Source organism: Peribacillus sp. FSL K6-1552 (genome assembly GCF_038005205.1).
Lineage (GTDB): Bacteria > Bacillota > Bacilli > Bacillales > DSM-1321 > Peribacillus > Peribacillus butanolivorans.
The window spans coordinates 747,018-771,959 of record NZ_JBBOST010000001.1 but is presented as its reverse complement, the minus strand read 5'-3'; the positions used below and the strand labels follow the sequence as shown (position 1 = coordinate 771,959).

25 protein-coding genes are annotated in these 24,942 nt (G+C 39.8%); 12 read left to right on the top strand and 13 right to left on the bottom strand.

What is annotated here, in order from left to right:
- Positions 1-23: 23 nt before the first annotated feature.
- From NST21_RS03605 to NST21_RS03595, 3 genes are read right to left on the bottom strand one after another with little or no spacing between them, the layout of a single operon-like run.
- Positions 24-809: an ABC transporter permease gene (locus NST21_RS03605; RefSeq protein WP_340887769.1), complete on the bottom strand. Its 786-nt coding sequence runs from the start codon at positions 807-809 to the stop codon at positions 24-26.
- A gap of 4 nt (positions 810-813) precedes the next feature.
- On the bottom strand, positions 814-1,605 hold the full coding sequence (locus NST21_RS03600; protein WP_053344499.1) for an ABC transporter permease: 792 nt from the start codon (positions 1,603-1,605) through the stop codon (positions 814-816).
- Positions 1,606-1,653: 48 nt separating this feature from the next.
- Complete coding sequence (locus NST21_RS03595; RefSeq protein ID WP_053344498.1) at positions 1,654-2,661, bottom strand: ABC transporter ATP-binding protein; 1,008 nt, start codon at positions 2,659-2,661, stop codon at positions 1,654-1,656.
- A 151-nt stretch (positions 2,662-2,812) separates the two neighbouring features.
- On the opposite strand from NST21_RS03595, the gene NST21_RS03590 reads away from it, so the two are divergent.
- The 4 genes from NST21_RS03590 (at position 2,813) to NST21_RS03575 (ending at position 10,832) form a co-directional block, all read left to right on the top strand.
- The gene (locus NST21_RS03590) at positions 2,813-3,133 is read left to right on the top strand and encodes a hypothetical protein (RefSeq protein ID WP_340887767.1); all 321 of its coding nucleotides are present in this window, start codon (positions 2,813-2,815) and stop codon (positions 3,131-3,133) included.
- 144 nt (positions 3,134-3,277) lie between these two features.
- Complete coding sequence (locus NST21_RS03585; protein WP_056522175.1) at positions 3,278-4,567, top strand: glutamate-1-semialdehyde 2,1-aminomutase; 1,290 nt, start codon at positions 3,278-3,280, stop codon at positions 4,565-4,567.
- Between the two features lie 333 nt (positions 4,568-4,900).
- Entirely contained in the window at positions 4,901-9,373 is a 4,473-nt protein-coding gene (locus tag NST21_RS03580; RefSeq protein WP_340887765.1) for a glutamate synthase-related protein, read from the top strand.
- Between the two features lie 367 nt (positions 9,374-9,740).
- Complete coding sequence (locus NST21_RS03575; protein WP_340887764.1) at positions 9,741-10,832, top strand: FUSC family protein; 1,092 nt, start codon at positions 9,741-9,743, stop codon at positions 10,830-10,832.
- Positions 10,833-10,891: 59 nt separating this feature from the next.
- Here the strand turns inward: NST21_RS03575 and NST21_RS03570 are convergent, their stop codons facing one another.
- A complete protein-coding gene (locus tag NST21_RS03570) occupies positions 10,892-11,350 on the bottom strand; it encodes a MarR family winged helix-turn-helix transcriptional regulator (RefSeq protein WP_157443849.1) in 459 nt (152 codons plus the stop codon).
- Positions 11,351-11,719: 369 nt separating this feature from the next.
- Here NST21_RS03570 and NST21_RS03565 point away from each other — a divergent pair, with 369 nt between their 5' ends.
- The 5 genes from NST21_RS03565 (at position 11,720) to NST21_RS03545 (ending at position 16,139) form a co-directional block, all read left to right on the top strand.
- A complete protein-coding gene (locus NST21_RS03565; RefSeq protein ID WP_053344492.1) occupies positions 11,720-12,358 on the top strand; it encodes an HlyD family secretion protein in 639 nt (212 codons plus the stop codon).
- 54 nt (positions 12,359-12,412) lie between these two features.
- Positions 12,413-14,017 carry a DHA2 family efflux MFS transporter permease subunit gene (locus NST21_RS03560; protein ID WP_445670583.1) on the top strand — a complete coding sequence of 535 codons (1,605 nt, stop codon included), beginning with the start codon at positions 12,413-12,415 and terminating at the stop codon, positions 14,015-14,017.
- Positions 14,018-14,035: 18 nt separating this feature from the next.
- Positions 14,036-14,566 (top strand): NAD(P)H-dependent oxidoreductase, encoded by a 531-nt coding sequence (locus NST21_RS03555; RefSeq protein ID WP_201182804.1) that lies wholly within the window; start codon positions 14,036-14,038, stop codon positions 14,564-14,566.
- 13 nt (positions 14,567-14,579) lie between these two features.
- Positions 14,580-14,927, top strand: a complete 348-nt coding sequence (locus NST21_RS03550) for a hypothetical protein (protein WP_340887762.1) — start codon at positions 14,580-14,582, stop codon at positions 14,925-14,927.
- A gap of 291 nt (positions 14,928-15,218) precedes the next feature.
- A complete protein-coding gene (locus NST21_RS03545) occupies positions 15,219-16,139 on the top strand; it encodes an EamA family transporter (protein ID WP_053344488.1) in 921 nt (306 codons plus the stop codon).
- A 286-nt stretch (positions 16,140-16,425) separates the two neighbouring features.
- Here NST21_RS03545 and NST21_RS03540 read toward each other — a convergent pair whose 3' ends face one another.
- From NST21_RS03540 to fabL, 5 genes are all read right to left on the bottom strand, one after another.
- On the bottom strand, positions 16,426-18,171 hold the full coding sequence (locus tag NST21_RS03540; protein WP_340887761.1) for an ABC transporter ATP-binding protein: 1,746 nt from the start codon (positions 18,169-18,171) through the stop codon (positions 16,426-16,428).
- A gap of 422 nt (positions 18,172-18,593) precedes the next feature.
- Positions 18,594-19,124 (bottom strand): nucleoside tri-diphosphate phosphatase, encoded by a 531-nt coding sequence (gene ntdP / locus NST21_RS03535; protein WP_053344486.1) that lies wholly within the window; start codon positions 19,122-19,124, stop codon positions 18,594-18,596.
- 233 nt (positions 19,125-19,357) lie between these two features.
- Complete coding sequence (locus tag NST21_RS03530) at positions 19,358-19,606, bottom strand: YgaB family protein (RefSeq protein ID WP_340887760.1); 249 nt, start codon at positions 19,604-19,606, stop codon at positions 19,358-19,360.
- A 169-nt stretch (positions 19,607-19,775) separates the two neighbouring features.
- Positions 19,776-20,048, bottom strand: a complete 273-nt coding sequence (locus NST21_RS03525) for a gamma-type small acid-soluble spore protein (protein WP_056522193.1) — start codon at positions 20,046-20,048, stop codon at positions 19,776-19,778.
- A gap of 82 nt (positions 20,049-20,130) precedes the next feature.
- Positions 20,131-20,880, bottom strand: coding sequence for an enoyl-[acyl-carrier-protein] reductase FabL (fabL, locus tag NST21_RS03520; RefSeq protein ID WP_053344483.1), 750 nt, complete (start codon positions 20,878-20,880; stop codon positions 20,131-20,133).
- 60 nt (positions 20,881-20,940) lie between these two features.
- On the opposite strand from fabL, the gene NST21_RS03515 reads away from it, so the two are divergent.
- On the top strand, positions 20,941-21,165 hold the full coding sequence (locus NST21_RS03515; protein ID WP_053344482.1) for a hypothetical protein: 225 nt from the start codon (positions 20,941-20,943) through the stop codon (positions 21,163-21,165).
- 116 nt (positions 21,166-21,281) lie between these two features.
- Here NST21_RS03515 and NST21_RS03510 read toward each other — a convergent pair whose 3' ends face one another.
- Positions 21,282-21,545 (bottom strand): hypothetical protein, encoded by a 264-nt coding sequence (locus NST21_RS03510; protein ID WP_056522195.1) that lies wholly within the window; start codon positions 21,543-21,545, stop codon positions 21,282-21,284.
- A gap of 116 nt (positions 21,546-21,661) precedes the next feature.
- Positions 21,662-22,780 carry an A/G-specific adenine glycosylase gene (gene mutY, locus NST21_RS03505; RefSeq protein WP_190270329.1) on the bottom strand — a complete coding sequence of 373 codons (1,119 nt, stop codon included), beginning with the start codon at positions 22,778-22,780 and terminating at the stop codon, positions 21,662-21,664.
- Positions 22,781-22,984: 204 nt separating this feature from the next.
- Between mutY and NST21_RS03500 the strand changes: the two genes are divergently transcribed.
- On the top strand, positions 22,985-23,962 hold the full coding sequence (locus NST21_RS03500) for a metal-dependent hydrolase (protein ID WP_053344479.1): 978 nt from the start codon (positions 22,985-22,987) through the stop codon (positions 23,960-23,962).
- Positions 23,963-24,019: 57 nt separating this feature from the next.
- Here NST21_RS03500 and NST21_RS03495 read toward each other — a convergent pair whose 3' ends face one another.
- Positions 24,020-24,286 (bottom strand): YfhJ family protein, encoded by a 267-nt coding sequence (locus NST21_RS03495; protein WP_340887758.1) that lies wholly within the window; start codon positions 24,284-24,286, stop codon positions 24,020-24,022.
- 112 nt (positions 24,287-24,398) lie between these two features.
- Between NST21_RS03495 and sspK the strand changes: the two genes are divergently transcribed.
- A complete protein-coding gene (gene sspK / locus NST21_RS03490) occupies positions 24,399-24,539 on the top strand; it encodes a small, acid-soluble spore protein K (protein ID WP_053344477.1) in 141 nt (46 codons plus the stop codon).
- A gap of 47 nt (positions 24,540-24,586) precedes the next feature.
- Here sspK and NST21_RS03485 read toward each other — a convergent pair whose 3' ends face one another.
- The gene (locus tag NST21_RS03485; protein ID WP_053344476.1) at positions 24,587-24,898 is read right to left on the bottom strand and encodes a YfhH family protein; all 312 of its coding nucleotides are present in this window, start codon (positions 24,896-24,898) and stop codon (positions 24,587-24,589) included.
- Between the last annotated feature and the right edge of the window lie 44 nt (positions 24,899-24,942).

Sequence of the window (24,942 nt, the reverse complement as noted above, 5' to 3'; positions counted from 1 at the left end):
AGTATTAATGTTGAAGGGATTTTTTAGTTTCCGGCCCCGCGGTACCTTTTCACTCCCTGATTCCAAATGAAAACAGATACAGTGAAAAAGACAATCCCGATAACCGGTGTTGCAAATGCATAAACATACCACTCTTCTTTTCTAAGAAAATAAGAGGCTGGATACACGCCGACAAACGCGAATGGCAGCACCCATGTAAGGACAAACCGAATGACCTTGTTATAAATATCAACAGGATAGCGGCCGTAGTTCCCGATATTGTACATCATTGGCATGATTGACGTTTTCGCATCCGACCAGAACCCAATGCTTGCAATCGCTACAAAGATGGCCGCATAAGCAAGTGCCCCGCCGACTGCAAAAATCACAAAGAGAATAGGATCATACCAGGCAAGTTCGAGATTCAATGAAGCACCTGAATAGAAAATAATGATCAAGCCGGTCACAACACCAAATAATGATTCAAGCTCAATTCTTTCCAAAATGACTTGAAACAGGCTGTGGATCGGCCTAGTTAATATTCGGTCCATCTCACCTTTAACGATATAGCGATCATTGAAATCCCAGATATTAAAAAATGAAGAAAAAAGAGCGAATGGTATAAGGAAGAATCCGTATATAAAAATAATTTCTTCACGACTCCAACCGCTTAAAAATTGCGTATGTCCGAAAACAACTAAGATAAATACCAGATTCACGACCTGATTCAATAGGTCAGATAGAATTTCCATGAAAAAATCGGCACGGTACTGCAATCTCGTTTTCATATATTGGCTTACATATTGAAAAAACATCGATACATAGAACATCTCATCAACCCCCTTGAATAATCAGCTGTTTTTTTGCGACTATCCATAAAAGCTGAATTGGTATTATGAGAATGATGACCCAAATCAATTGCTGTAAAAGGGCCATGCCGATATCGCCTGAGCTATAACCATTTGTGAAAATCATGCTTGGTACATAGCTGATCCCTTGAAAAGGCAAATACTTCATTACTTCTTGCGCCCATATTGGGTAAAAACTGATTGGTAACAACAGCCCGGAAAATAAATCAATGATGACCCTTTTTGCCCGGATCAACCCTGCGTTGTTATATAAGAAAAATGTAGTGATTCCCGTTAATAAGTTAATTTGTGTATTAATGATGAAACTGAACAGCAAGGAAATGCCGAATATTCCCCACGTTGCCGGTTCATGTGGCAATTCGATAGGAAAAATAAAAGCTACCAGCAACATACCTGGAATGGAAAAAAAGAAGAAACGGAATATTCCCTCTCCCAGTCCTTGCATCGTCTTCATGCCTAAATAGTTATAAGGTCGAATCATTTCGATGGCAACTTTGCCGTCTTTTATTTCATTAGCAATTTCACGGTCAATATTATTAAAATAAAAAGCACGCGCCATCCAGGCAACCGCTACATAGGTTGTCATCTGCATACTTGAAAGTCCTTCGATGGAGCTTTTATCCCCATATATCGCATTCCATAAGAAATAATAAGCACCAATATTGATGCTATAAATTAAAATACCGGTATAATAATCCGTTCGATACGCAAGCATCATCAAAAAACGCATGCGAATCATAGCAAGATATTTCCCCATGGTCCTCTCCCTTCTTGTCAGACACGTTGTTTCTTAATGGTACGAGAGTCAGACCGTGCCTTCTTCATAAATATTACGAACAATCTCTTCGATAGAGGTTTCATGAATTTTGACGTCCTTAATTTTAAAATGTGATACGACCGCAGAAACAAGCTGTGAAATATGATCGCTTTCCTCTTTCATCATAGCCATGTAAGTTTGATGTTTTTCATCGTATACCCAGTTCGCGGTAAACGGCAGCGGTAAGGATTGCAATTCGTGTAACTCAACCGGCTCAATAAATTGAAAGTGAACCTGTTTTTCCTCCGCCCAATTATCTTTCAAACTCTGCAGTTCCCCATCATAAATAATCTGGCCTTCATCAAGCATGATTACGCGCTCACACAAAGCCTCTATGTCTCCTAAGTCATGGGTAGTCAAAAGGATTGTCGTGTTATATTTTTTATTGATTTCTTTCAAAAACTCGCGAATTTTCATTTTCACGAGCACATCAAGGCCAATCGTCGGCTCATCTAAGAACAGCAGCGGTGGATTGTGAATCAGTGCTGCAGCAAGCTCACAGCGCATCCGCTGACCAAGTGAAAGTTTACGCACCGGTTTGTCGAGCAAAGGGCCGATATCGAGCGTCTTGATCACATGTTCCATATGGTCGTTATATTGTTCATCTGATACTTTGTAGACTTTTTTCAGCAACCGGAAGGATTCTTGAACTGCGATATCCCACCACAGCTGGGAGCGCTGACCAAATACAACCCCGATTGTCTGCGTGAACTTTTCCCGTTCTTTATGTGGATTCATGCCATTTACCGTAATTTCACCCGCTGTTGGCTCTAAAATGCCTGTCAGCATTTTAATCGTTGTCGATTTCCCTGCACCATTTTCCCCGATATAAGCTACCATCTCACCCTTTTTTACAGTAAAATTAATATCGTTAACAGCAGGAACAATTTTATAATTTCTTGTAAGTAAATCGCGAAAGGCCCCTTTTAAACCAGATCGGCTTGATACCGACTTAAATTCCTTCCGCAGCTGTTTCACTTGAATTGCATCACTCATTCTATTATTTCCTCCGTAATCTCTTGTCCTAATGAATTAGTTTATCCAACCTCAGCTTTTTAGACAATAAAAATGCCTAGATGCAAAGGACTATTTTCAGGGCAAGTTTTGACGTTGCATGAGATACATATATAAAGGAGACAAGTATGCTATGAATATTAAACAATTTTTACTATCCCAAATCGAAAAGGTCGTTATCGATCTTCGATATGATTTCCTTTACGAAGATGAATACGATGAAATATTATGCCAAGTTGTCCAAAGGGATTCCTCCGGATCGATTGAAAACACCCCCTTAAGCTTCCACTTGCATATTAATGAAGAAAAAGGAACCGGCCACCTTATCTTCTACCAAGCCCAAGGTGAAATCAAACGCCAAAGCTTTGACATCGAAAACCCTACCACCATCCTGAACATCCTATCCTTTATAACTGAAGTTTTGGGGTCAGACCCTATTTCCCAAACAAAATAAAATGCGAAGAAGCCTGCTGTTTCTAGGGTTTCAGCGTTTTTATTAGGGGCCAGACCCTATTTCCCTGCCTTTCACCCCAGATTTCTGGCCAGAAAAGTGCTATGATTAAGGGGATTATGATTGTATTTTTAGGAGGTTTTTAGATTGGATTTTAGTAATTCAGAGCTTTTACATAAAGAAGCATTGGAGCATATTGTCGGAGGGGTCAACAGCCCTTCTCGTTCTTATAAAGCCGTAGGCGGCGGTTCACCGGTAGCCATGGATCATGCCAAGGGAGCTTACTTCTGGGACGTCGATGGCAACAAGTATATCGATTATCTAGCGGCATACGGGCCGATCATCACTGGCCACGCCCACCCCCATATAACAGAGGCGATTACAAAAGCAGCTGAAACAGGTGTTTTATACGGTACGCCCACTAAACACGAAGTCAAGTTCGCCAAAATGCTGAAAGAAGCGATTCCATCCCTAGATAAAGTCCGCTTCACCAATTCAGGTACTGAATCTGTTATGTCCACCATCCGTGTGGCCCGCGCTTATACTGGACGCGACAAAATCATCAAGTTTGCCGGCTGTTACCATGGTCACTCCGACCTTGTTCTCGTAGCTGCAGGTTCAGGTCCGTCTACGCTTGGAACACCGGACTCTGCTGGTGTGCCGAAAAGTATTGCACAAGAAGTCATCACGGTGCCTTTCAATGATATCGAGCCATTTAAAGAAGCGCTTAACAAATGGGGCAATGAGATTGCTGGTGTCCTAGTCGAGCCGATTGTCGGCAACTTTGGAATCGTCGAGCCAAACCCAGGCTTCTTAGAAGAAGTCATCTCTCTATCTCATGAAGCCGGTTCACTTGTTATTTTTGATGAAGTCATCACCGCTTTCCGTTTTATGTACGGTGGAGCACAGGACCTTTTGGGAATTCAACCTGACCTGACTGCCCTTGGAAAAATAATCGGTGGAGGCCTTCCAATCGGCGCTTATGGCGGTAAAAAAGAAATCATGGAAACTGTAGCACCGCTCGGACCTGCCTACCAAGCAGGAACGATGGCAGGTAATCCAGCTTCCATGCTTTCAGGGATTGCATGCTTAGAAGTTCTAAAAGAAGAAGGTCTATACGATGAGCTTGATCGCCTAGGGAAAATCCTCGAAGAAGGTATCCTAAAAGCAGCTCGCCAATATAATGTCCCTATCACTACTAACCGCCTTAAAGGGGCTTTAACCATCTACTTCACAACAGAAAAAATTGAAAATTATGAGCAGGCAGAAAACACGGATGGCGAAATGTTCGGTAAGTTTTTCAAGCTTATGCTTCACCAAGGCATCAATTTGGCACCGTCAAAATATGAAGCTTGGTTCTTGACAATAGCTCACACAGATGATGATATCGCTTATACTCTAAAAGCGGTTGAACATGCATTCAAAAACCTAATATAAGAAATAAAAAAGCATAATTATGCAATTTTTATACACCTCCAAGATGCACATCATTCTTGGAGGTTTCTTATTTCCTTTAAATAAATCATTGAAATTGGCCTTTAAAGCATTTTTTCATAAAATTGACACTCATCCTCTCATCCAATCTATTGTATAAAAAATTGATTTCTGAATATTTAAATGATATGATATCAATACATTTATATACAATTTCTTTCAATCAATTAATAACTTAAACGTTTGTTTAAGTTTACTAATATTATCCTCGTTAAATCAAATGCTACAGGAGGTGAAAGGCAGAAAATAAGGGAAAACCTTATTCACGCCAAACATATGACTCAACAATGGACACCTGCTTCATTCAAAGAATTTTACAGAGAAGAACATGATGCCTGCGGAATTGTTTCCTGCATTGAAAAAAAGAAAATCCCAACCAACGAAAATATCTTTGCCTGTATCGACGCTTTGGTTAAAATGAACCATCGCTGCGGCTTTATTAATGGTGAAGGAGATGGCGCCGGTATTCATATTGATATTCCTAGGGCTCTCTGGAAAAAGAAGCTTGAAGCGGAAAATATCGATTCCAGCATCGTCGATCAAGATGCCTTCATAGTCGGCCACTTATTTTTAAGCAATAAAACAGAAGCAAATGATTTGAAAATCGAAGTCAAAGAGAAACTCCTTCAACACGGGCTTTCCTTAATCTTCGAAACAGATAAAGCATACCGTTCTGAAGCATTAGGGCCGATTGCCATTCAAGAAGATCCAGTGTTCTGGCAATTTGCCTGTTCATCCACAATCGAAAACCACCAGGAGCTTTCCAATGCTCTTTTTGAACTAACTTCCGACATCGAAAAAAGTGATTTTATCCATGTTGCTTCTCTAAGCCAGTATCATGCGGTCTACAAAGTAATGGGGGCCGGAGATACGCTTCCTGCCTATTACCATGATCTTGCTGACCCTTTAGCAGCTTCCACTATGACCCTAGGACACAATCGTTTTTCAACTAATACTCTATCAAGCTTTTTCAGGGTCCAGCCCTTCAGTGTGCTTGGACATAACGGCGAAATCAATACTATTGCCAAATTGCGTGATGAAGCAAAAATGATTGGGGTTCCGATCGCAAAAGACGGGAGTGACTCCCAGGATTTAAACAAAACAATTGAAACATTTATCTGTCGTCATGGCTACTCTTTGTTTGAGGCAATCGATCTTGTTTTCCCTCCAATTATTAATGAAATCAAGGAATATCCTGAACACTTACAAAACTTATATACGTATTTACGAGAAGCATGGGGACATTTTGCACAAGGTCCTGCTGGAATTATCTCCCGTTTTGGCGACGAAGCAGTTTTCTCTGTCGACTCTTTAGGCTTGCGTCCACTTTGGAATATTGAAACGGAAACATCCTATATGTTCACTTCTGAACCAGGTATCATTTCTTCTAATGAATATACAGGAGATCCAAAACCATTGGGTCCAGGGGAAAAAGTCGGCTTGAAATGGAACGGTGATTCTATTGAATTGTACAACTACAAAGATTTCCAGGATAAGGTGTTTGAACTTTTCAATAATCGTTTTGTTCTTTACAATGATCTAGTTCGCTTACAGCCACAGTTTTTTGAAAAAGTGGTCTCCATGACAAACACACAAGCCATTCATAACGGCCAATATAAAGCCTTTGGCTGGGAAAGAGAGCATGTTCAATTAGTCGAACAGATGTCCGAAAAAGGAGCTGAGCCTATTCGTTCACTAGGTCACGATGCACCACTGGCCGCCCTCAATCCTCAGCGGACAAATATTGCAGATTTCATTAAGGAAAGTGTCGCCGTTGTAACTAACCCAGCGATCGACCGGGATCGGGAAACCGAGCACTTCTCAACAAGAACCATCATTGGGAAACGACCTTCTTTATTTGAAGCAAAAAAGGCGGGGAAAGTTACGGAGCTTCTAACTCCTTTACTAATTGAAGGATTAACAGGTTATGAATGCTCTTCTATTGTTTCGCAGCCTAGCTACGATCAATTCGTTAAATATAATCAAGATCAAAAACTAGTACATTTTATTTCAAGCACTTTTACAGAGGATGAAAGTATTCCGGATGCATTAACCAGAATTACCGATGAAGCGGTTAACGCAATCGATGAAGGAAAAACTCTGCTCGTTTTGGATGATGCCCTCGCCCATCAAAACGGGAATCTTTGGCTTGATCCACACCTTGTCACTTCAGCAGTCGATCAAGCATTAGTCAATACAGGTAAACGTAGGGATTGTTCCATTCTTTTACGTTCTGCATCACTAAGATCCCTGCATGATATCATTGTTTCTTATGGACTTGGAGCCAACTTAATCAGTCCGTATTTCATGTTCCTATCCTTATCTTCTGATGATCTTAAGGGTGTTACCAATCTATATAACTCATTGACAAAAGGACTCGAGAAAGTTATCTCCACCATCGGCATTCATGAACTACGCGGCTATGGACGACTTTTCTCAAGCATCGGCTTGCATGAGGAAATTGCCAATTATTTAAATATCGCTAACTTCTTTGGTTCAAATGATTTAGACTATAACTTTGACAAAATAAAAACCGACGCCATACAGCGTGCGGTAGATTACGATAATGAAAAAGAACGGATGGGTAAAACCTTTCATTTATTCCCGAGGATTTGGAAATCGATTGGAGAAGTTGCTTCAACCGGAGACTATGACGCTTATCGCGAAAAAATTACTGAACAAGAAGAGTCCAATCCGACAACGATTCGTCATTTAACATCCTTAAAAGCTTCCGATTCATCTGTCCCTACCGAAGAAGTCAGTCTTTCTATCGGCGAACAGGAGCTGCCATTTGTCATTGCCTCTATGTCCTTTGGATCACAAAATGAGATAGCTTTCCGGGCGTACGCAGAGGCTGCCGAACGGTTAGGAATGATTAGTATGAATGGTGAAGGTGGAGAAATTAAGGATATGCTGGGCAAGTACCCGAAATCCCGCGGACAGCAGATTGCTTCCGGCCGTTTCGGTGTCAACGCAGAGCTCTTAAACTCTTCTAATCTATTAGAAATTAAAATTGGGCAGGGGGCAAAACCTGGTGAGGGCGGACATCTTCCCGGCTCGAAGGTTACCGCGAAAATTGCGGAAGCCCGGAATGCAACCATTGGTTCTGACTTAATCTCCCCTTCCAATAACCATGATATTTACTCTATTGAAGATTTGGCGCAAATGATTCATGAGTTAAAAACGGCAAACGACAAAGCCAAAGTCGCCGTTAAGGTACCAGTTGTTCCAAACATTGGTACGATTGCAGTCGGTGTCGCCAAAGCTGGCGCCGATATCATCACGCTTTCTGGTTTTGATGGCGGAACAGGTGCAGCTCGGATTCATGCCCTCGAACATGTTGGTCTTCCAGTTGAGATAGGTGTGAAAGCGGCCCATAACGCGCTCCTTGAATCCGGGATTCGTCAAAACATTGAAATTTGGGCTGATGGCGGGTTAAAAAGCTCGATGGATATATTAAAATTGATGTTGCTTGGGGCAAACCGTGTCGGCTTTGGAACCCTTTCGATGATTGCAGTTGGCTGTACAACGTGCCGTGGCTGTCACCTTGATACATGTCATGTTGGAATCGCCACTCAAATCGAATCGGAAGCCCAAGCAAAAGAACATGGGCTACGCCGCTTTGTTCCTCGAAAATTTGATTTAGCGGTTCAAGGATTAACGAATATGTTCACTGCGTTTGCCAAAGAACTTAAAGCACTGACCGGATCTCTTGGTGTGAAGAATCTTCAAGATATTGTTGGTCGCTCTGATTTGCTTCAGCAAGTTAGAGGTCAACAAACACTGGATTTAACATATTTATTAAAAAACCTGGATATAACGCCATTCTCTAATAAAGAAAAAGCGACTTATTTGAATGAGGGTTCCATGCAGGTTGCTGTAGGTGCAGAATACCTGGATTCACATGTGGAAGAACTGCAGCAATCCCGCAGCTATAGCTCGATCACATCCGAGCAGCGTGTACTCGGTAGCCGGGTATCCTGCCACCGGGTCCGAGGCAGACTGGATGGATCATACAAAAAACTTCCTCCTGTTCACCTATCCTATCAGGATGGCTCGATTCCAGGTAATGGACTTGGGGCATACAATACCGAAGGAATCTCGATTAGCGTAAATGGCGGCGCCCAGGATGGAATTGGTAAAACATCAATTGGTGGGAATATCGCCATTTTTAAATCTCCCGGGAAAGATGGAAAGTTTTATAATGGATCAGTCGGTAAAGGCTTCGGATATGGCGCACAGCACGGTCTCCTTATTGCCCAAGGCGATGCCGATGCCAGGGCAGGAATCCGGCTTTCCGGAGCAGATATGATTATTGGCGGACTACTGAAGCAACCCATTCCAGCAAAGGAAACTGGAAATATTGCGGTAACTTCCAATATTAAGGGATTTGCTTTTGAATATATGACAAATGGAAGAGGATTGGTTCTAGGTGATCCGGGTCCATGGATCTGTGCAGGGATGACCGGCGGTGTCGTTTATTTACGTCAACAACCTGAAGCTGGATTAACGAAAGAAGTTATTCAAAAGCGGGTTGCAAAAGGAGCGAAAATTTCAATTGAGGCGCTTTCTAAAAAAGGTCTTCAAGACGTGACTGAACTTCTTGGAAAATACGTGTCTCTGTTAAAAGATCAAGGCCAAACAGAAGAAGCAACTTCTCTAGAGACTTTGCTTCAACACCCTAGTAAACATTTTCTTCAAGTTGTTCCCGTTAAAGAACAAGCGGATCCAGCTGTATCCACTGAGTAATAAAGAGTTCTCACTTGAAAGATACTTGGCAGCTTAAGTCTTAATATTATCGAAAAAGCTGATGCTCTTTATTTTGAGCATCAGCTTTTTCCAATAGCATACTTCTATTTACACTGCCTGAAGAGAAAGACATATGAGGTAATTACACGTATGATAAATTGCCTCTATTTTCTTTATACATTAGACTTAAAATTACCTATTGTAACTTTTAGGGAATTCCTGTATATTACTTTTTGTTTACTTCCTCTTATTTTAGTGTAAAGTACTAACAAATAAGTTAGAATACAACTTTAAGCAATAGTCTATATATAAGTAGAGCCTTTGTTATAAAAACCTATTACATTACAAAGAAAGGATTAACCTATATATGAAGTTTGGTGCCCGCATTCTCAAAACAGGAATAGCGATTGTTTTAGCTCTTTATCTTTCGGAACTACTTAATCTTCCTGCTCCTGTTCTTTCTGGGATTGCTGCAATTTTTGCAATACAGCCGACCATTTATCGTTCTTATCAAACGGTATTGGAACAAGTACAAGGAAATATAATCGGGGCGTTGGTAGCTGTTTCCTTCGTATTGATATTCGGAAATGACATTTTTATAATCGGCCTAGCCGTGATGGTCGTCATAACCATCAATTTAAAATTAAAAATGGATAAAACGATTGTACTTTCTATCGTGACGGTTATTGCCATTATGGAAAGTCAGCAAGGTGAATTTCTAAACTTTGCCTTTATTCGTCTCTCATCTGTTTTACTGGGGATTGTCTCTTCTTTTATCGTCAATCTTGTTTTTCTCCCACCTAAGTATGAAGCAAAGCTTTATACACGCATAACAGATGTGACGGAAGATATTTTAAAATGGATTCGAATTAGCACAAGACATGCTACTGAACACACATTATTGAAAAAAGACATCAGCAGGTTAAAAGAAGAGTTACTTGATCTAGAACATATCTATTCCATGTACAAAGAGGAACGTGAATATTTCAAAAAGAACAGTGTTGCTAAAGCCAGGAAGCTAGTTGTATATCGGCAAATGATTATCACCACAAAAAAGGCGTTTGAAACTTTGAAGAGAATTCATAAATTCGAGAATGAACTTTATCAAATGCCTGAAGATTTCCAACGGAGTATCTTGCAGCAGCTTGATTCCCTAATTCGTAAGCATGAACAGCTGATATTACTGCATATCGAAAAAATTAAAGCGATTGAGGAAATTGAAGATTGGGATCAGGATTGCTTAAGTCGTAAAGAGCTTCTTGCCCACTTTTTTGAACAGCAAAATCAAGTGGACGAAATGCATGATAACTTGGGCCATCTTTCTGCCCGCCTTGTACCGTTGATTTCAGCCGTCATAGAGTATGACGAACAATTGGAGCATCTTGAAAAGCTAATTGTCAGCTTCCAGTCCTTCCATAAGGAGGACAATGAAATCTCTGTCCAATATGAAGAAGATTAATAAAAAAGACGGTTCCTCGGAACCGTCTTTTTTCGTTTTTCTATTTATTGTACTTCTATTCAATCTTCCAAAAGGTGTTGATCTGCTGCCTTTTCAAGCCTATCCAATTTCATTAATAAATCCTGCATCTCATCCTCTGAGAATGTGTTAAAGTTCTTACCCATTAATTGGTTATGCTCCGCAAGGACTTTACCCAAAATTTCTTCCCCGCCCTTTTTTAATTCAAGGTTAATGACTCTGCGGTCCTTTTCTGAAGGCTGCCGTTTCACATAATCCATTTCGACCAATTTATCTACAAAAACAGTAATCGCACTCGGCTTCACCGTCAAAAAGTCAGCCAGTTGAGTTGATTTAATTGACCCTTCTCGCTTTAATATCATCAATATGAAAAATTGAGGCGACGTCAATCCATAAGGCTGAAGATTTTTGACAACGATATTCCGAAGTTTCTTCCTGATTCGAAAAATCTGCATTTCTACACTATTGGTTACTTCCCATTTAAAATCCAGCCTTCTCACTCCTTATATAGGACAATCCTACCTTAAATTTAAATAAATGATAAAGTATTGTCAAATCTACTCATCTTTTATCCTTAAAGCCGCAGCTCTTCCCCTCAATTTTCCCATTAGGGTTTATTTACCATCAGTAACTCCGAATATATTACATGACAAAAATTAAGTAAACTGGTAAACTTTTTATTTAATAATATTAATACTTATAAAAATTAATATTTATTAAACTTAACCAATATGCTATAAACATAGAAGGCAGGTGTTAATTAGGTCACGTCAGTTTTTTATAGAAGGATCTCTGCAACAAATCGTGTGGCAATTTTTTAGAGCAATTCAATTGAATCATTATCAAAAATTCTTGGAGGCGAAGAACACGTGAATAAAGGACGTTTAATTTTAATCAATGTCATTGGATTAGTGGTTATTTTGGCAGTCGTAGGCGGAGGGGCTTTTTACTATTATGAAAGCACGAATTTCATCAAAACAGATGAAGCAAAAGTTACAGGAGATTTATATACGATCGTAGCTCCTGCTTCTGGAAAACTAACAGATTGGGACCTAAAAGAAGGCGACATTGTCAGTAAAGACAATAAAGTGGCTAAAGTAGCAACGGTAGAAGGTGACCAAACTGTAAAAACTTCAGCTCCAGGTACAGTTGTTAAAACACAGGTATTAGAGGATCAACTTGTCCAAGCAGGTCAAACTCTTGCACAGACCATTAATATGGAAGAACTATCGATAACAGCTAATATTGAAGAAAATAAACTGAAAAACATTGAAAAGGGTGATAGCGTCGATATTATCATCGATGGAGATCCCGATACGGTTTTCGAGGGTACATTAGAACAAATCGGTTACGCAACCACATCAGTCTTTTCAGTGATGGGTAACCAAAATAGTAGCGGAAACTATACAAAAGTCACTCAAAAGGTTCCAGTTACAATTTCCATTAAGGCTCCTTCCGATAAAGTATTACCAGGCATGAACGCCGAAGTGAAGATATCAACAAAATAATCTTGCCAACTCAGGTTTACAGAAAGGAGGTTGGCTTAAATGGCTCCTCAAACAATCTCAGTAAATGAAAACAAAGGAATGAAACAATATGCTCCCATGTTAATCATCTTAATGCTTGGCTTGTTCATGGTCATCTTGAATCAAACCTTGCTAAGTGTCGCGATGCCGAGAATGATGGCTGAATTTAATGTCGCAGCAACTACGATTCAATGGTTATCCACTGGTTTCATGCTCGTCAATGGGGCATTGATTCCTTTGTCTGCTTTTTTAATTGAGCGTTTTGGCACGCGCGTCTTATTCCTCGCTGCCATGTTTTTATTCACAGTCGGAACTCTTATCTGTGGTATTGCACCAAATTTCCCTGTTATTCTTACCGGCCGGTTAATTCAGGCAGCTGGTGGCGGGATATTACAGCCATTAGTCATGACGATCATCCTTTTTATCTTCCCTCCAGAAATGCGTGGGAAAGGAATGGGAATCTTTGGGCTCGCTATCATGTTTGCCCCTGCCATCGGTCCAACTTTATCTGGTTGGGTCATACAGGAATATAGCTGGAGAGTCATGTTCTATGCAATGGTGCCGTTTGGCATAATCATCATGACACTAGCCTTTTTAAATATGCGCAATGTGGCAGAACCTAAGAAAATCAAATTGGATATATTAGGTGCATCCTTATCTCTGATAGGTGTAGCATCCCTACTATACGGTGTCAGTGAAGCAGGTTCAAAAGGCTGGTTAGACGCTATCGTTCTAGGAACCATCATCGTTGGGCTTATCCTTCTTACCCTATTTGTAGTTCAGCAGCTACAATCGGATACACCGATGCTCGATTTCCGTGTGTTTAAGTACGATATGTTCGTTTTATCAAATATTATTTCAGCTATCGTGACGGTGGCGATGTTTACCGGTATTTTCTTGTTGCCGATTTATTTACAAACGCTAAGGGGATTCACACCTGTTCAATCTGGTTTATTGATGTTACCGGGAGCACTTGTGATGATGGTGATGTCTCCTATTTCGGGAGGTTTATTTGACAAAGTCGGACCTCGTCCATTAGCACTTGTTGGTTTGATTATTACAGCAATCACAACCTTTGAATTCGCAAACCTGACTACAGAAACGACCTATTCGACTTTGGTTATCTTCTATGCCATTCGTTCTCTTGGAATGTCTTTACTGATGATGACAATTATGACAGCTGGGATGAATCAGCTTCCAAAGCATCTGAATACACATGGTACTGCGATGAGCAATACGGTGAAACAAGTAACCGGGGCCATCGGAACAAGCTTTGTTACGACCATTTATACAACTCGTGCTACTTTTCATGGCATCACTTTAGGAACGGATATGAGTGTTAGTGATCCTGGTTTTGTGCAAAATTTCCAATCAATGGTTCAATCCATCATGAGTTCCATGAATCAAACTAGCGAACAGGCACAGGAAACCGCAATGTCACTGATTTCCACCCAAATCCAGGGTCAAGCAAACGTAATGGGAATCAATGATGCTTTCTTTTGGGCAACAGGCTTTGCAGTTGTCGGCATTGTTCTCTCACTCTTTTTGCGTGACGTTCGGAAGGACAAAACATTTAAACAAACTAAACAAGAGAAAATGGATGTACCTTTATTGCCTTCACCAGTAAAAAAATCAGTTTAACCAAATAGGGGGATAAGAATGAAGATCTATGTTATATACGACAGTGAAGGCAACCACACGAAGGCACTTGCCGAAGCAATCGCTCATGGAGCCGCTATGGTTCCTGGAGCTGAAGTTCTAATTGATCATGTAAACGAGGCGGATGTATATAAGCTTCCAGAAATGGACGCCATCATTTGGGGCTGTCCCGGACATTTCGGAACCATCAGTTCGAGTCTGAAAACCTGGATTGATAAACTAGGCTATCTATGGGCGGAAGGTACACTGATCAATAAAGTCGGGGCTGTATTCTGTACAACGGCTACCTTACATGGCGGGCTGGAGGCTACGATGCTGAACTTGATTACTCCGATGCTTCATCAGGGGATGATCATTGTCGGTTTACCTGGTACTGTTCCTGAAAACGCATTATACGGGTCTTATTATGGTGTGGGAATCAGCTGCCCACCCGGCGTGGATGACAGCATCACCACAAAGGACTTCCAGCTTGGAGAAGCATTAGGAAAACGGGTAGCCCATGTCACCCGATCATTCATAAACGAGCTCTAGGAGGCTTGGTTCAATGGGCATAATTCTAATTATTATCGTTGCCATTTTAGCGATTACGGGTTTAATTACTTTTAATATCAAAGCGTTATCCCCTGATGAGAAGCCGGTCGTTGAGGAAGAGCACTCTTTAGAAGAGTCCGCTTTTTCCCCAGAAATTGACCTTAGTACCGAAATCATTGTCCAAAAGGACAGGGATGAACTGAAAATGAAGGATGATGATTATCGTTTGGTGCTTTCTAATCTTCACAGTCAACTGCACTCAAACGATGATTCATCTGAAGAAAACAATCCAACCGTTCGCAAAATGAAGGATGAAGAATATCGCGGCAAGTTAGAGGATTTTCAGCAATATGGCAAATAAAATAAGATCCTCGCATTGGCGTTAGACCATGTGGGGATCTTATTTTATAATTCAGAGTATAGGGAATCTAAAGGTCTGTTGTCGCCTTAAGGTTACCCATCGACGAGTTTACTTTACTTTTTTTTCTGGTTGACAATTATTCACAGAGACTTTAAGCTAAGGTAATGCAACACCATCATTTTTAAACTCAGCTTTTGTTGAGAGACGGAATTTTAAAAGGATTTCCTTTTTTCGTTCGTCACTTGCCCTTTAGGCAGGTGGCGATTTTTATTTTTATAGGGGTGAAAAATTATGCAACTATTGAAGTATTCCATAATGGTTTTAATCGGCTCCATCTCATACGGTACACTATCCACTATGATTAAGTTTGGATTCATGGACGGCCATTCTTCCGGAGAATTAGTCGGAAGTCAATACCTGGTCGGCTGGCTGATTGTCTCTGTTTTATTTCTTTTTTCGTTTAAATATAAAGTTTCATGGAAAAGTGCCGGATTACTTTTATTCACAGGGATGATGTCCACTTTTGTCGGGAAGGCATATGCCGTCTCAGTATCAGAGCTTCCAGCTTCGATAGCCGTGGTATTTTTATTTCAGTTTACCTGGATCGGCGTCCTAATCGAAAGCTTTCTAAATAAAAGACGTCCGGATAAAAATAAACTCATTGCCATTTTCGTTCTATTTATCGGTACGTTATTAGCAGGAGCAATTTTTGGCCAGCCTCTCTCTGCACTTAGTTTTAAAGGAGTATTGTTTGGCCTTTTATCGGCGTTACTTTTTGCTCTTTATATGTATTGTAACTCTCAGTTCGCCGTTGGAGAGTCTTCCATGAAGCGGTTGTTTTTCATTGCAACAGGGGCGATGCTGACTGCTGTATTCACTACTAACCCTATCACACTTGTAACAAATCTGGTTCAAACAAACCTATGGTATTATGGTCTACTGCTTGGCACGTTGGGTGTCCTTGTTCCTTTCTTTTTCTTTGCTGTCAGTATGCCGAAAGTTGGTGTCGGGCTTGGCGCGATTCTTTGTGCGGCAGAATTGCCATCCGCGATGGTCGTTTCGGTTATCTTCCTAGATGAACAAGTTACATCCCTGCAGTGGTTCGGAATGTTCTTGATTATTATCGGAATTGCCTTACCTGAGGGGATGAAGCACCTCACTAGATTTCTTCCTAATAGTAAAAGGACTTCGCACGAAAAAAGAGTATCCTAATGAATATAGCAGGTTCTTTTAACTGGAAGTATTGCAGGCTAAATTACTTTTTTTGTTTTACTTTTCACATTTAAAACAGCTGAAAATTCAACAATAAAGAGCATCGATTTTCGATGCTCTTTTAGTATGCAAATTACATCATGAACGACTTTAACAATTTGGGAGCATTACACTTATTGTGATAGTTTTTAAATAAAAAAGAGACCATTGCACTACTGCGAAATGATCTGCTCTTTTATTTAAAATTCCTTCTGTAGTGAATCCGATTTCCTATATGCTATTTTTCTTAAGCGTCCAATTGTTGAACTTGAAATAGGTTATAGTAATGCGCTTGTTTTTTCATGAGTTCCTCATGTGTTCCGATTTCGGTAATTTCCCCATTATCAATATGAACAATCCGATCGGCATGGGTAATGGTTGATAAGCGGTGTGCTACAATGATCGTGGTCCGTTTTTTCGCCAATATATCAAGCGCTTCTTGGATGTAATGTTCACTCTCTAAATCCAAGGCGGATGTTGCTTCATCCAGAACAAGGATTGGCGGGTTTTTCAAAAATACCCTCGCAATGGCAACCCGTTGCTTTTGGCCCCCGGATAATTTCACGCCCCGCTCACCCACTTTAGTTTCGTAACCGTCTTTTAAAGACGTAATGAAGTCATGAGCATTTGCTGCTTTTGCGGCTACAAATACTTCTTCATCACTTGCATCAGGCCGTCCCATTAGGATATTTGCCTTAACCGATTCACTAAATAAGATATTATCTTGAAGCACCATTCCGATTTTATCTCTTAGGCTGCGGACTTGATATTTCCGGATATCCGTTCCATCCAGTAATACGCATCCCTCTGTAACATCATAGAAACGGGAAATTAAACTAACGATTGAGGATTTCCCTCCGCCACTCATTCCAACAAGCGCAATGGTTTCACCCGGTTTCACATCCAGGTTGATATGTTTTAAAACAGGTGCCTCTTTCTCATCATAAGCAAATGACACATCCTGAAACGTAATTCGACCTTCTACCTGCTTCAGCTCTTTTGAACCCGGTTCATCATCTATATCATATTTCTCATCCACAAATTCAAAAACCCGGTCCATAGACGCCAATGTTTGTGTCATTGTCGTCGAAGAGTTAACTAATCGTCTGAGAGGATTATAAAGCCTGTCTATGAAACCGACGAAGGCTACCATAGTACCTAGCGTCACTTGCTTATTGATGACTTGATAACCCGCAAAGCCAATCACTAGTAAGGGTGCAATATCTGTAATTGTATTGACGACAGCAAATGACTTAGCATTCCAACTCGTATGTTTCAGTGCCTTATCCAGGAAATTTTTATTCTGCTTCGCAAACAGTTCCTGCTCACGATCTTCAATCGCAAAGCTTTTAATAACCGACATGCCTGAAACACGTTCATGAAGATGACTCTGCACATCCGCCAACGCTTGAGACCTAACCCTTGTGTAGGTTCTGAGCTTTCCAAAAAAGTGTTTGATTGAAAAAGCATAAAATGGCAGCATAATGATGGATACAATGGTTAGCTTTACGTCCATCGTGAACATAATCACTATCACAATAATAATTGTAGCGATATCTAGCCAGAGATTCATCAAACCGGTGATAACAAAGTTCTTAGTTTGTTCCACATCCGTGATCATCCTTGAGATGACCTCGCCCACTCTTGTGTTGGAATAATATTTAAAACTTAGTTTTTGTACATGGGTAAATAAATCATTACGGATATCATATAAGATTTTTGTTCCTGTCCATTGAGCAAAATACTGCCGGTAATACTCGATGGGCGGCCTTACCGCTACAAAGATAAAAAGCATGATTCCCATAGCCCATAAAAGGCGTTCGGATTTCATATCAGTAGACAGATCACTATTGATGATGTCATCCACAATATATTTACTAAGCAAGGGAATCAACAGTGGAATCGCGAATTTTAACAGCCCAATCAATACCGTCCCGATAATCTGCCATTTATACGGCTTAACAAATTGTAAATATCTCTTAATGCTCTCCACGGGATTCCTCCATTTCTCCAAATAATTTTGAAGAAGATTTAAGATAGTAATGCTCTAGTATTAGTTTATACTGTATAATGTCGTGTAAAAGATTCGAGAAGATACACTTTCAGTTTTATTTTCCTTTTAGAAAATTAAGCTATCATTAGTCTTTCACATATTCACGTTCTCTTCCAAATATTTTATGAATAGTTCCAAAATATTCTTTTCAACAACATATTATTCAGAGGCTTTCTATAAACGGGATTCATTTCAGCATCTCGTAAGTTTAACTTTAAAACCGCAACAGTTAAAGGAATAGGGCTTACTTCTAGAAAAATAAGATGAATAACATGTATAATCTGTCGCATTGATTTGTTAGAGTACTGGGGAATACACAATAGAAAAAAAGCCTGCTAGATAAGCAGCAGGCCTTTTTACTATTATCGATAAGTTAAAAAGCGTTCATACCAACTATCAATAAATTCTGCGGAGAATGGTCCTTTTCGCTGGCGTATCATATAAATTAAATAATCTACGTTCTGTTTTAATATTTGATCGATAGCATCAGGATAATTCATCTCTTTCCGATGCCTTTCATATTCATCCTCATCCAGCAAATTAAACGTCATATCTGGGAATACTTTGATGTCCAGGTCATAATCAATGTATTTCAATGCTCCTGGATCGTATGTGAACGGAGAACTGATGTTGCAATAATAATAAACCCCGTCCTCTCTCAACATACCAATAACATTAAACCAATACTTTGAATGAAAATAGCAAATCGCCGGCTCTCTTGTAATCCATGTCCTTCCATCTGATTCCGTCACCATAGTACGGTCATTTGCCGCTATCACCAGATTTTGGGTTCCTTTTAAAACGGTTGTCTCTTCCCAGATACGATGGATATGTCCATTATGTTTATAGCTATGAATTTGGATTTTTCCTCCTTCGGCAGGAACAATCCCCATTTATCTCTCCCTACTTTCTATAGACACCCTTTCAGCGTACTGTGCCCTATTCCGTTTGCAGTTGTTGTGTGTATTTAATATATATACTTTTTTCCATTTACCCTATATTCCTATATTATAGCGATTTATTCATAAATTTAAAACAAAAGTGGCTAATCCCCCAGTAAAAATGTGAAAAAAAGCCAAAAAAATCTGACCTTCCACTCATTTCTACTAAGAAATTAGCCAATTATTTATTGTACTGCAGCCTGTCCTTGCTGAAAATAACGAATGACCTCTTCTGTTTGCCTCTCGAACATATCATGGATACATTTCAATTCTTGCTTCTTAAGTTGAATCTCTTCCTGAATGGTAACTGCTTCACTCTCCTCTTGCAGGAGTTGCTTCTCTATATCTTGGCATCTTTCGATTTCAGATTGTAAAAGTAAAAGCTTTTCCATCGTTTTCAACTGATTGTTTATAAGCTGATTAAATTGCTCCATGATTGCACCATCCTAATCTGTATTTTTTCTATAGTATGTATATTCTATTTTTATCTGATATCTCCTTTGACATAAAATGTAAACGCAAAGAAACATTTGTCGAATACAAAAGAAGGGAAAAAAATAAAAAGACACCCTTCAAAAGAAGGATGCCTTTTCGTATCAGCAATTAGCCTTGGCTTTTATTGCTTTGAGATTTTTGGTTTTGTTTTTTCACTTCTTGAACATTTGTTTCACTTGCAAACTCAGTACCGAATTGACCTTGACCTTGGCCTTTATTTTGCTGAGATTGCGCGTTTTGTTGTTTCACTTGTTGAACGTTTGTTTCACTTGCAAACTCAGTACCGTATTGGCCTTGACCTTGACCTTGCTGAGATTGCGCATTTTGTTGTCTCACTTGTTGTGCGTTTGTACCTGCTTGTGATTTATTGTTGTTAGCCATTAATATCACCTCCACAAATAATAAGATAACCAATATCATGGAGTGTTATCCGGCTAAAAACATTTAAATTTTACCAGTTATATTAAACAAGCAAAGAGATGCCTCCATCAACAATTAAGGTTTGTCCGCGAATCATACTTGCTCCATCGGAAATTAAGAATAGGATAGTGTTCACCATATCTTCTACCTCAACCATCCGACCAGCCGGAGTCTGTTCAGCTGCTTCAGCAAGCATTTCATCCCGATTCGGGAAAGATTTTAGCGCATCCGTATCAATCACACCGCCTGAAACGGCATTGACACAAATATTCATTGAAGCCAATTCAACAGCTAAATATCTTGTCAGTGCTTCAAGCGCCGCTTTCGATACTCCGACAGCTGTGTAATTTTTCAAATAGCGAATGGACCCAAGTGAACTGATACTTACAATTTTACCTCCGCCATTTCTTTCCATCAATTTCGCCGCTTCCTGGGCACAGAAAAGGAGGGCTTTTGTATTGATATCCATTGTCCAGTTCCAATGGGTTTCTTCAAGCTCCATTAACGGGCGCTGCACACCTGATGCAGCATTATTGATAAAGATATCCAAACGTCCATAATACGCATCGATTTCCTCAAACATGCTTTTCACTTTCGCAACGTCACCGACATTCGCTTTTACTACAAGGGCTTTACGACCCAATGCTTCAATTTCAGCAGCTACCTCTAATGCTTTTGACTTGCTCCGGGCATAATTAATAACGAGGTCGTATCCTTCCTCTGCAAGTCTTAATGCTGTGCTTCTTCCTAGACCTTTACTGCTTCCTGTAACGAGCGCTACTTTTTGTTCCATTTGTTTATTCATCCTTTCTGAGTAAACACCCATCACTTTAAAAAAGGAGTGTTATTTTTTATGTATGTTGGACGTGATATGACAGAGTTGTCGATGATGAAAAAATCGGATTGGGAAAATAGTGAACTTGCCTATTTTCATCACTCCCTTCAACAAATGGTACCTTATTTAAACCAAGAAGGACAGAGTATCCATACCGAAATCGTCAAAGAAATTGAAAATAGAGGCGGAATTAACAGACAAGAAGCCAATTACACCCATGGAACAGAAACAAGCTACGATTAATTTAACTTGATACAATTGAAAATTGAGCGAAAAAGAAGAGGGTATCTTAGCGGATATCCTCTTTTTGAGTATAAACTATTGAGAGGAACCATTGCTGGCTTTTCATATTTATTGAGCTATCTCTCCGTAAAGATTTTTTTATAGGAAAATATAATAATTCCGCAAATCAGAGCTACACCTACAAGGGATACCAAGTAAACAGAAGGGGAAATAACTTTACCAAAGACTACTTCATTTTGAAGTGTCTCCGCTTGACCCCATGCGTTTTCAATTCCTGGTTTATATTGGCTTGTTTTTATAGATCCGACTATCATCGTACTAACAAAATAAAACACATGAAGAATTATTGAACCAATAAATGCTTGAAAAACTACCTTCATTTATATGCCCCCTCCATATCCTTATATTACCATAAAAACAATGTACTATCTTATCCGGAACACACTGCTTTTTCTATTTAAATTGGTTGTATGGAGGGTATTAAAAAAACGATAACTTAATTGATACCCTCTTTATCGTTATAGGCCTTCATCATTTTTTGGTGTGAAACCGGAAACGCGAACTCCTCCATCTCCGTTTTACTCACCCACTTCAGCTGATTCTCTATTAAAGTCGCTTCACTAATTTTTTCTTTGACTGTCCCGGTATACGTATCGACTTTCCAGACAAGGTGTGAAAAAACATGTTCAATTTTCACAAGCGGATCTGTAATCTCCGGTTTTACACCGTACATTTCTTGAAATCGACTTTCAAAGAATTCCCGTTTATGCTGAAGGGATGTATGGTTTTCGAAGTTTGGATATTCCCAAAGGTTTGCTAGCAATCCTTCAGATGCTCGCTTATGAATTAAAAATTCACCTTTTTCATTCGTTAATAACACAGCCACAATTGGTACATCACGCGTTTTTTTCTTCTGGATTTTCACCGGCAGTTCTGACTGAACCCCTGCCTCAAAGGCAAGACAGTGGCTTTGAACAGGGCACAGCAGACAGGCAGGCTTACCAGGTGTGCAGATTAAAGCCCCCAGTTCCATTAAGGCCTGATTGAAAGCAGATGTATGGTTGTGATCAATCAGCTTACGAACAGCCGCTTCAAATGTTTTTCGTGTCTTTGGCTTTGCAATGTCTTCATAAATCATTAATATCCTTGATAGCACACGCATGACGTTTCCATCCACTGCAGGTTCAGGCTTGCCATAAGCTATGCTCAGAATCGCTCCAGCTGTATAAGGACCAACACCTTTTAACTTAGAAATTTCCTCGGGACTATCTGGTACAACACCATTATATGACGCCTTTACCTCTTGAACAGCACTATGCAGGTTCCTGACCCGCGAATAGTAACCGAGCCCTTCCCATGCTTTTAATATTTTTTCTTCATCGGCATTGGCAAAATCCTCAAGTGTCGGAAACCAATCTATAAACCGGTTAAAATAAGGAATGACCGTATCCACTCGCGTTTGCTGAAGCATTATTTCTGAAACCCAAACACGGTATGGATCCTTATTTTCCCTCCATGGCAATTCTCTTTGTTCTTCGAGAAACCAGGAAACTAAATCTTTTTGAAACGCCTCGATATTTATTTTTTCTATTGTTGGGATATTTATTTCTTTCACTTCAGTTCCTCCAAAGATGTTACACTTTTATTAAAAATGGGAATACATATAGTAGGCATTCTTTTTTTTTATATCGTTCATATTTATTTTATTGTAATAGGTCACAAAAATAAGTCAAAAATATATTCATTTGATGGATAATATATAAATACGGTATGATTAAGTAAGATCTTTTTTTCAAATTGTGGCAGGGAGGTTAGACTTTTGGATACAGGTACTCACTTTGTCATGGGAATTGCTCTTGGAGGACTTGCCACATTAGATCCTGTTATTGCGCAAAGTCCAGTTACTGCAAGTGCAGTCATTGCAGGCACGATATTAGGATCACAAGCTCCTGACATTGACACCGTTTTAAAATTACGAAATAACGCTGTATATATACGAAATCACCGTGGAATTACACATTCGATTCCCGCTGTATTACTTTGGCCCTTGATTATCAGCGGCGCACTTTTCGCCTTCATACCTGAAGCAAATTACCTTCATCTTTGGCTTTGGACCTTTTTAGCCGTATTTCTTCATGTTTTTGTCGATATCTTTAATGCCTATGGAACACAGGCGCTAAGGCCTATTTCTTCCAATTGGGTAGCTCTAGGGGTCATCAATACATTTGACCCGTTCATTTTTGGAATCCATGTTGCCGGCTTGATATTGTGGGGGTATGGATTTCCTCCCGGCTATTTATTTCTCTCCATTTACGGGATACTCGTGATCTATTATATCTCTAGGTTCAGGGAACAGGCTTTCATTAAAAGAGCTGTTAAGCAGCAAATTCCGGGAGCAAGAAAAATTATTTTATCACCGACCATGCGTTTTCATCGCTGGAAAATAGCCGTGATTACCGAAAAGCATTATTATGTAGCGAGAGCTGATAATGGTTATGTGACGATTCTTGATACATTTGATCGAATTCCATTGCCTGAAAGTAAAATTCTCGAAGCCGCCAAGCTTGATATCAATTTGGCTGCCTTTCTGTCTTTTTCCCCTGTTTACCGCTTTGAAATCGAACAAATTAAGGACTATTACGAAGTCCGTTTTATTGATTTAAGATACCGAAGCAATGGGTATTACCCCTTTGTAGCTGTCGTCCATTTAGACAGCGACCTAAATATCTTGAATTCGTATACCGGTTGGATCTTTAGTGAAGCGAAACTGCAGAAGAAATTGAATATTATTTTGTAGGTCTAAGCAGATTGAAAAAAGGCTGATTCCAGGGGAAACCCGCTGGAATCAGCTTTTTTAATGCAGTCGATTCTGTTGATTTAATAAATGCTTATATTTAGGATTTTTCGCAATGAATTCGTGGAATTGTTCACCGTAATTATCAATCCAGGTCTGGACAACCCGTGATGTCATTTCTTCGCCAGCATACTCATGCCCAGCTTTTGCATAGGTCGCTTCGAAATCTTCCCATAATAATTCCACCCAAGTTAAAGCTTGCTCATACGTGATGTGATCATTTTTCTCAAGCAGGATCTTGGTTAACCTTTCATGGTATTCATTCATTAGAACCACCTCATTGCCAATATTTTTACAGACTGAACTTTACTGTACTTTACCCATACTAGTAGTAAGCGGAAACGCTTTTTTTTAATTCTGATGTTTGGAGGAGAAAAACTTGCGAAATAAACAAAAAGGATTCCCCAACATTCAAGGTAAGCCTCGTGCAAAGGCGAGATATGCTTCAAAGCGAGCCGATGGCAGCATTAACACACACCCTCAAGAACGGATGAAAGCATCAAACGAGCGATCGAATTAGAAACAATAGAACACTTCAGAAGGAATCGGGTCTCCCGGTTCCTTCAATTATCTCAACATCGAAATCGGCAGTGCTTCTTCCTTCCCGCTTCCACCCAAACGGTATCCCCAGGCGAATACACCATTCATATAATCAATTTTGAAATAGACTCCCGGATCGCCTTCAATTTGATAAATTTCACCTTTTTTAAAATCATCCGGATTTAACAGATAGGCTTTGGCCATAGTTACTTTGCGTTCCAACACCGAGAATTCGTTAACCATCCCTAATTGCTCAGCTTTTCTCGCTTTTTCGGTTAACGCTGCAATTTCCTGTTGTAGTTCATAGGCCGACAACTTGCTGTATCTTACGTCGCTCATATATATGGCTCCTTAAATTAAATATTAATTTACTTCTATATTAA